The sequence below is a fragment of the Paenibacillus forsythiae T98 genome, assembly GCF_000520735.1.
Taxonomy (GTDB): Bacteria; Bacillota; Bacilli; order Paenibacillales; family Paenibacillaceae; genus Paenibacillus_AQ; species Paenibacillus_AQ forsythiae.
Genome location: NZ_ASSC01000724.1, coordinates 1 through 7,325, shown reverse-complemented (window position 1 = coordinate 7,325; position 7,325 = coordinate 1). Strand labels below are relative to the sequence as shown.

8 protein-coding genes and 1 pseudogene are annotated in these 7,325 nt (G+C 36.9%); all 9 read left to right on the top strand.

The annotated features are described in order from the left end of the window. Positions 1-33 precede the first annotated feature (33 nt). Positions 34-204 (top strand): annotated as a pseudogene (locus L692_RS31360) (5'-nucleotidase); the annotation flags it as partial. Between the two features lie 359 nt (positions 205-563). Further along, positions 564-944: a hypothetical protein gene (locus L692_RS29840; protein ID WP_156940543.1), complete on the top strand. Its 381-nt coding sequence runs from the start codon at positions 564-566 to the stop codon at positions 942-944. A 182-nt stretch (positions 945-1,126) separates the two neighbouring features. Then, positions 1,127-1,744 (top strand): hypothetical protein, encoded by a 618-nt coding sequence (locus L692_RS29835; RefSeq protein WP_025702157.1) that lies wholly within the window; start codon positions 1,127-1,129, stop codon positions 1,742-1,744. Positions 1,745-2,257: 513 nt separating this feature from the next. Continuing rightward, positions 2,258-2,971: a hypothetical protein gene (locus tag L692_RS0122030; RefSeq protein WP_025702156.1), complete on the top strand. Its 714-nt coding sequence runs from the start codon at positions 2,258-2,260 to the stop codon at positions 2,969-2,971. A 233-nt stretch (positions 2,972-3,204) separates the two neighbouring features. Continuing rightward, positions 3,205-3,768, top strand: a complete 564-nt coding sequence (locus tag L692_RS0122025) for a GNAT family N-acetyltransferase (protein ID WP_025702155.1) — start codon at positions 3,205-3,207, stop codon at positions 3,766-3,768. A gap of 230 nt (positions 3,769-3,998) precedes the next feature. After that, entirely contained in the window at positions 3,999-4,886 is an 888-nt protein-coding gene (locus tag L692_RS0122020; protein ID WP_036724961.1) for an alpha/beta fold hydrolase, read from the top strand. Between the two features lie 256 nt (positions 4,887-5,142). Continuing rightward, complete coding sequence (locus L692_RS0122015; protein WP_025702153.1) at positions 5,143-5,469, top strand: hypothetical protein; 327 nt, start codon at positions 5,143-5,145, stop codon at positions 5,467-5,469. Positions 5,470-5,605: 136 nt separating this feature from the next. After that, the gene (locus tag L692_RS29830; protein WP_036724955.1) at positions 5,606-6,523 is read left to right on the top strand and encodes an AraC family transcriptional regulator; all 918 of its coding nucleotides are present in this window, start codon (positions 5,606-5,608) and stop codon (positions 6,521-6,523) included. Between the two features lie 298 nt (positions 6,524-6,821). Next, entirely contained in the window at positions 6,822-7,304 is a 483-nt protein-coding gene (locus L692_RS31355) for a Type 1 glutamine amidotransferase-like domain-containing protein (RefSeq protein WP_156940542.1), read from the top strand. Positions 7,305-7,325: the final 21 nt, after the last annotated feature.

The window sequence follows — 7,325 nt, the reverse complement described above, 5'->3', positions numbered from 1 at the left end:
GGTGTACTGTCCAAGTTCAAATAGGGGCTAAATAGAGTTGACGAAGCATTTTTTCTTGGAGGTATCGAGAAAATAAGAGTGTTGAGTGTTTTTATGCCACATATATTCTTTGATGATCAAGTTGGTCATATTGAGGGGGTGGCCAGAACATTTCCTTCTGTTCATGTCCCATTTGGAGATGTTAACAAGAGAAATAATACATAATAGATTTGAGCGTAATGCTAGAAGTCGGGGACATCTTATAACATAGCATTCACGCGGCGGCGCCTAACGGCCCCCAGGTTTGCAGTGGCGAGGGCAAAGAGGCTATGGTTGCAGAGAGACTTAAGTCTTCGACCCGACGCTGGAGCGCCTTAAGCCTCTCGGGTTCGTGAATGCGGAAATGTTATAGGAAATCAGCAAGCAATGAATTTTTAAGCTAATACTCTAGGAGGTCAAAATGAACGGAGTAAGACGCTTATATATAACAAAAGAAAACAAAGTATTTTAAGATACCCCAAAACAACAGAATACCTAAGAAATATATTGAAGATTTAGCTCGACAAGAAGTTCTTGAGGTACTTTTGTATTACGAAATCAAAGATAGGAAACCCTCAGAACTATTAATGATTAAATTTGATCGAATCACTTTAGACTCTAGTGGACAATACCAAGTAACTGAAGAGAAAAGCAGAGAACTATATAACTTCCTTCACTTTGGATTCATGACACCTGAAGAATTAGCAATAAAGGAAGGGCCTACAATAATGCCGCTTCCTCCAATGTTGCCTATGACAGTTGAAAAAGAAGCTCTGTATAAGTACTTAGAGGAGAATATTAATGTCTTGTTCAAGGATGCACCTTTTATTCTTGAAATGAGAATAAGGGCATTAGAAGAGAAGCATAGAGAATATGTAGAATTGATTAAAAAATCCAAATATATAAATGGTAAGAAGAAATCTTAAAATCCCAAATTAGTACAGAGAAAGCTTGTAGTTCAAAGTAGTCGCTGACATCCTGAAACATTATATTCCAACTGCATCTGGAATCATTTTACTAAAAAATAAAAAACAATAGTTCATCTCTACTCATTTGAGCACAAGAAATGAAATCAAATCTTAGAGAGGATTAAAAGACATGAAAAACCATGTATTTTATTCTTGGCAGTCAGATTTACCAAACAATTGAAACTTGCATTACAGGTGCCCTAAAGGAACTAAATATCTCTGACCTATATGATATTGAATTTAGTATAGATAAAGATACTAAAGATGAAGCAGGCACCCCGCATATTACAGAAACAATCTTTTCTAAAATAGATAAATCAAAACTATTTATTGCCGCTGTAAGTATTATTAATTCCGGTAGAGAAGGAAGAAAAACCCCTAATCCTAATGTTCTAATTGAATTAGGTTATGCAGCAAGGACATTGGGTTGGGATAGAATTATATGTATATATAACAAAGCATATGGAAGTTTCGATGATCTGCCATTTGATCTTAAATATAGAAGACCACTTTGTTATGAACTTACTGGAAAAGATATCGAAGATAGAAAGAAAGCAAAAAAAGTCATAATAGATGCAATCAAAAATAATATAAATTCAATAGATTCCAAAATCTTTACATCAATTAATGAGGTCGGTACTTATCTCATATATGAAGCATCTGAATTTTATAATCAATTGGAAAATAACGTAAAGGGTATATTTCTTGAAAAAAACTTCAGGAAAGATTTGGATACAAAGATAAAGACTTTACGGTAGACATATGGGATGATTTTATTTATAGATTTGAAAATGGGGAGCCCCATGAAGAAAATGATATAGAACATCATATTTCAGTTATTTTTAATGATGATTCTTATTCTCATGATGGTGTTGACGGTAGAGAGTGTTCAGTCTTCTTTACATTAAATCAAAAATTCAAGCAAATTAATTTCAATAATAATAAGGTATATTGTGCATTTGAAATTAATACACGGGGGTATTCTCCCTCGGGAAAAGGGAGAAATTACAGTGAATTGTCTGATGAATTTATGAAGAGAACCTTAGCTTAAAAATATAGTGTATTATAAGGGGGATTTTGTTAGTGACTCAGAGAAGGCACTGGCATCAGATCTGCGGGCCTGATGGCCCTTGGTCTGCAGATGCTTTTCGAGAAGCGCACTCATAAGACAACCATGAGGCTAAGTCTTGGACCCGGCGCTGAAGCGCCTTAAGGCTCTCGGGTTCGTGAACATAAGAACGTTATAAAAAATGGCGGTAAAGGAGAAACCTATGAAAATCTTCGTAGGGATTGTTATCTTAATCATCATTGTTTTTGCGGTTTTTTCAAAAATTAAAAAGAAAAACGATAATAATTTTATAATATCTGAATCAGGCACTGATAACTTAAAACCTATGATATTTAGTTCGGAACCTGATTTGCCTAAAGGCTTTGGTTATAAATGCCAATGGTTTGCTATTAAGACGGAAGATACTAAAGAAGTATTAAAGGAGTTAAACCTAAAAAATGTTCAAATATCCAATTGGGAGACGGGAATTGAAGGGGCATGTGAAGGATATTTTTTCATTTCGCCACCAGTGAACGGATGGACATTTGTTATTAATTCTACCATGCCGGGTCTAAGTATTAATGAAAGTCCTTTTGCACTTAAAATAATTACTGACTTCAGCACTAAATTCGGAGAAGCATATTATTTTGGAACACATCGTGTCGTTGAGTATCATGCTTGGGCGAAGGCAGTTGATGGAGAACTAATACATGCATTTGGATATTTAGGTGAGAGAGGAGAAATTATTATAAATGAGGGTGAAATAAGTCGAGAGGAAATAGAACATAATCTTATTTTTACTGATTTGGATGCAGATGAGCCTAATTTGCCGAGTGAAGAAGATGTAATACTGATTGCTAGGGAATGGTGTATAGATCCGAAACTGGAAGATGATAATTATATTCCTGGAACGGGATTTATTGGGAACTTGGAGTAAAGATTTGAGAGTAGTTCAATGAAGACCGCCACATCTTATAAAACCGTATTCACGCTGCGGGCCGTTGGCACTGAGATCGCCAGAAGATAAGAAGCCAGGAAGCGGAATCAGGTGATCAATCTCTACGAGCCTAAGTCTTCGACCCAGTCGCTGCGCTCCTTTAAGGTACTCGGGTTCGTGAATACAAGAACGTTAGAGGAAATCAATGCAAAGCCAAGTTAAGGGGAGATTCAATGAAGATAGAATTAAAGCCTTTAAATACATCAGATTTTTCTATTGTTGTAGAGTGGGTAAATCAACATGATCAAGACTTTTTAATGCAATGGGCAGGTCCAACATATCAGTTTCCTCTTACCGTTGAACAGATGGAAGAACATTACTCTAAAGGAATCAACTCGTTAGAATCTGATGTGTACCTTTATATGATTAAAGATTTAACAAATAACGAACCAATAGGATCTTTTCAAATAGGTAGGTTCAATATGATCAATAAGGAAGCGATTATTGGGAGATTTTTGATGAAAGATGAAGGTTACAGGGGACAAGGTATAGGAAGGCGGGCACTTTATCAATTAATTCAAATGGGATTTGAGATATTTCAATTGAACAGAATAAAACTGAATGTCTATGATATCAACAAGAGAGCAATTAAGTGCTATGAAAGTGTAGGATTTAGGAAAGGAAAGATAACAGAAAACGTACATAGATCTTTAAAGAACGAAGAATGGAATAACATTGAAATGGTACTAAATAAGGAATCATGGATGAATTACAGAGAAGGCATTAACTTCCTCTAACATTACATTCACGCATCGGGCCATATGGCCCTCGGTCCGCTCGAGGGTTTTCGAGGAAGTGGAATCAGGCGGACACACCTGCGAGGCTAACTGCGCTTATGCGCAGCCGGACCGGGTTGCTGTCAGATCGACCATCAGAATCCTTGAGCCTCTCGGGTTCGTAGATATAACAATGTTAAATGAAATCGAGGAAAGACTTCAAACCTTAAAAAAAGTAGGGAGCGGTTAATTTGAAACAAGCATTCAAAGAATGTTATCAAGACTATTATAAATCCTATAATGAATGTCTTTCATTATGGCCTGTTTCATATACAACGCTTGATGTATCAACAACATTTGGTGAAACACATGTGATTAGGAGTGGTTCAACTGACAAGCCGCCACTAATTCTTTTGCATGGTATGGGTTTTAGTTCAACGATGTGGTATCCCAACATTGCAGGGCTAAGTAGTGAGTTTAGTATCTATTGCATTGATATTATCGGGGACACCAATCGAAGTGTCTGTAACCGAAAGCCTGCAAACAGAGCTGAGCTAGCTCGGTGGCTACTCGAAGTAATTAACGCACTTCAGATAGAAAAGCCGAGTATTGCAGGGTTATCCTATGGTGGATTTATTACTCTTAATTTTGCTTATCATTATCCTGAATACGTGAATAAAGTGATATTACTTTGCCCCGCGGCAACCATTAAACCTTTTAAATTACAATTTTTTATCAGGATATTCTCACTAATGTTATTTTCTAAAGGTAAGGTGCTTCAAAGCTTTATGGACTGGATGTTTGGGGGACGGTACGAAGTAAACCCTTTATTTTTACAACAATTTGAAGCAGGGGTAAAGTTAAGGCGTTCATCGAAAGCAGACCGTTCCAAGAGTCATTCCAAATCGATCTGGCCTACTGTCTTTACTAACGTAGAGTTACAAGAAATAAAGATGAGTGTATTACTGCTGGTAGGAGATAAAGAGGAGATATACAACCCTAGAAAGGTAATCGCTAGAGCGAAGAAATGGATTCCAAGAATTCAAACTCATTTGATTCCCAATGTAGGACATGGAATGTCAATGGAGCAGCCTGAGATAACTAATAATTACATAATTAACTTTATAAGCAATACTTAACAGATAGGGTAGTGGATGATAACAGTCCCCGACTTTATCCAACACCGTATTCACGCGGCGGGCTTGACGGCCCTTGGTCTGCAGCGGGTTATCGAGGAAGTGGAATCAGCAGACAACTTGCGAGGCTGAGTCTTCGACCCGGGCTGGGCCTTAAGCCTCTCGGATTCGTGAATACAACAACGTTAAGTGAAATATCGCAAAATAATGATTTTATTTTAGAAAGTAAATTCAATGCAGCTTAAGAAAGGAACTGGCAATGACAATCTTAGGAACGATAATCGCGATCGCACTATCAATTGTTCTAGGACCGGTTGGGGGAATTATACTTATTTCTATAATGTTTGGGTTAGTTTTAAGTACGTATATGAGAAACAAGGAAATTTATAATGATCTACAAAGTATTAAGGAGAAATTGGGAATCGAAGAACGAGATGACTTTAATATGACTAATGAAGAAATTGAAGAAGAACTAGAGAAGGACTATATTGAATCAAGTGAATTGAATGATATAAATAAAGAGATCGAGAAGGAATTAGAGGAATATAGAGAGACTAATGATGATAAGGACAATGGAAAGAAGTAAAGTACAAATAGAAATATGAAATGACACATGAGTTAAATGTATCTCGGAGAAGGCGTTAACTTCACTTAACAACATATCACGCAAGGTTCTTGAATACTAGAACGTTATAAGAAATCGGTGAGAGGACATAAAGCAAATGAATCATTACTTTGACCGAATTGATAATGTAATTAAATATATTGAAGATAATCTTTCCGGGAAGATTAGTCTTGAGGAGCTCGCGGAAATTTCCAACTTCTCTAGGTATCATTTCTCCAGGATTTTTTCATCGGTTGTGGGAATGACTCCATATGCCTATTTGAACAATAGACGACTGACCAAATCGGTAGAATATCTTGTTAATACGGATAAGACAGTACTGGAAATATCTATATTGTGCGGGTTTCATTCTGTATCTAATTTTAACCAAGCCTTCAAAAAGCGTTACAATAATACTCCCAGTGAGGTAAGGAGAGATTCGAAACAATTCAGCAATATTTCTTTACATTATGGCAAGAAGCAGGAAGAAACAGAAAAGCCCGCTCGTTATTCTGAAAGTGAGATTAAAAATCACCTTCTGAGGAGGATCTGGGAAATGAACATTGCAATTAAGGAACTTCCCGATTACGAGGTTGCGTATGTCAGGCACGTTGGCAGTTATTTAGAAACCTATAAAGCGTGGGGGAAATTGGGCGTGTGGGCAGGTAAAAATAATCTGTTTCCGCCGGAACATATTTTTATTGGAATCTCATTTGATGACCCGAGTACAACAGATGAGTATGCATGCCGTTATGATGCCTGCGTAACAATCAAGGGTGATTTCAAGAGGGATGTTGATCCTGATATCAAGTATAAGACTCTATATGGCGGTCTTTATGCATTGTATCCGTTTTATGATAAAATCGAACAATTTGCCATCGTATATCAACTCGTGTATGGACAATGGTTGCCAAATAGCGAATATGACCCTGATGATAAGCCCTGTCTTGAGTTTTGTATGAATAATCCTTCGGACGACCCTGAAGGAAAAGCAAAGATTGATCTATATATACCAATAAGAAAGAGAAAGGTCTGATCTGATTTTTTAAACTCAAGAAGTAGCCGACATTGTATAAAAATGTGTTCACGCATCGGCGGACAGCCGCTTCGGTTGCCAGTTGATCCAGCAGGGAAGCGATTCAGGTGACATCCATTCACTCAACAGCGGTTGCGGCCGGTGGAGATGGTGCAGCTTAGGGTAAATGGATGTCGTGAACGCGGAGATGTCAGGTGAAATACCTGCAAGTATAAAGGACCATAAAATACTTAACCCACTGTGTTTCTGTAGGAAAGGAGCTACATCCAATGACTAAATTGGTTTTATTCAGTGATCAATTAAAAAAAGAAAATATTACAAAAAGCTGGGGATTGCTAAAGTCGATTATTTCGACTTGGATCTAGAGTATGATGGAGACACATTCTCTCATATATTCAATTATGATGCGATTCATTTATCGGGTGGAAACACATTTTATTTTTTAAACCTTTTAAAGAAAAGAAAAATAATTGAATCAATTCGTTCCTACGTGAATAGTGGAGGAATTCTAATTGGCGTCAGTGCTGGAAGTATCTTGATGACAAAGACGATTGGACTTGCCGGGTATGGTGAAGATACTGATCAGAATCATGTGTGTCTTGATGATTTGAATGCTTTGGGTTTAGTTGATTTTGAATTTATGCCGCATTGGGATGGATCGGAAGAAACAATAAAATCGCTAAGAACATATGCAAGAGAAAGAAATACCATTGTTTATGCTTGTAAAGATGGTGATGGAATTGTAATAAACAATTCAAAGGTTGAACTATATATTCGGTGAAAAACAAATGGAATAATGTGG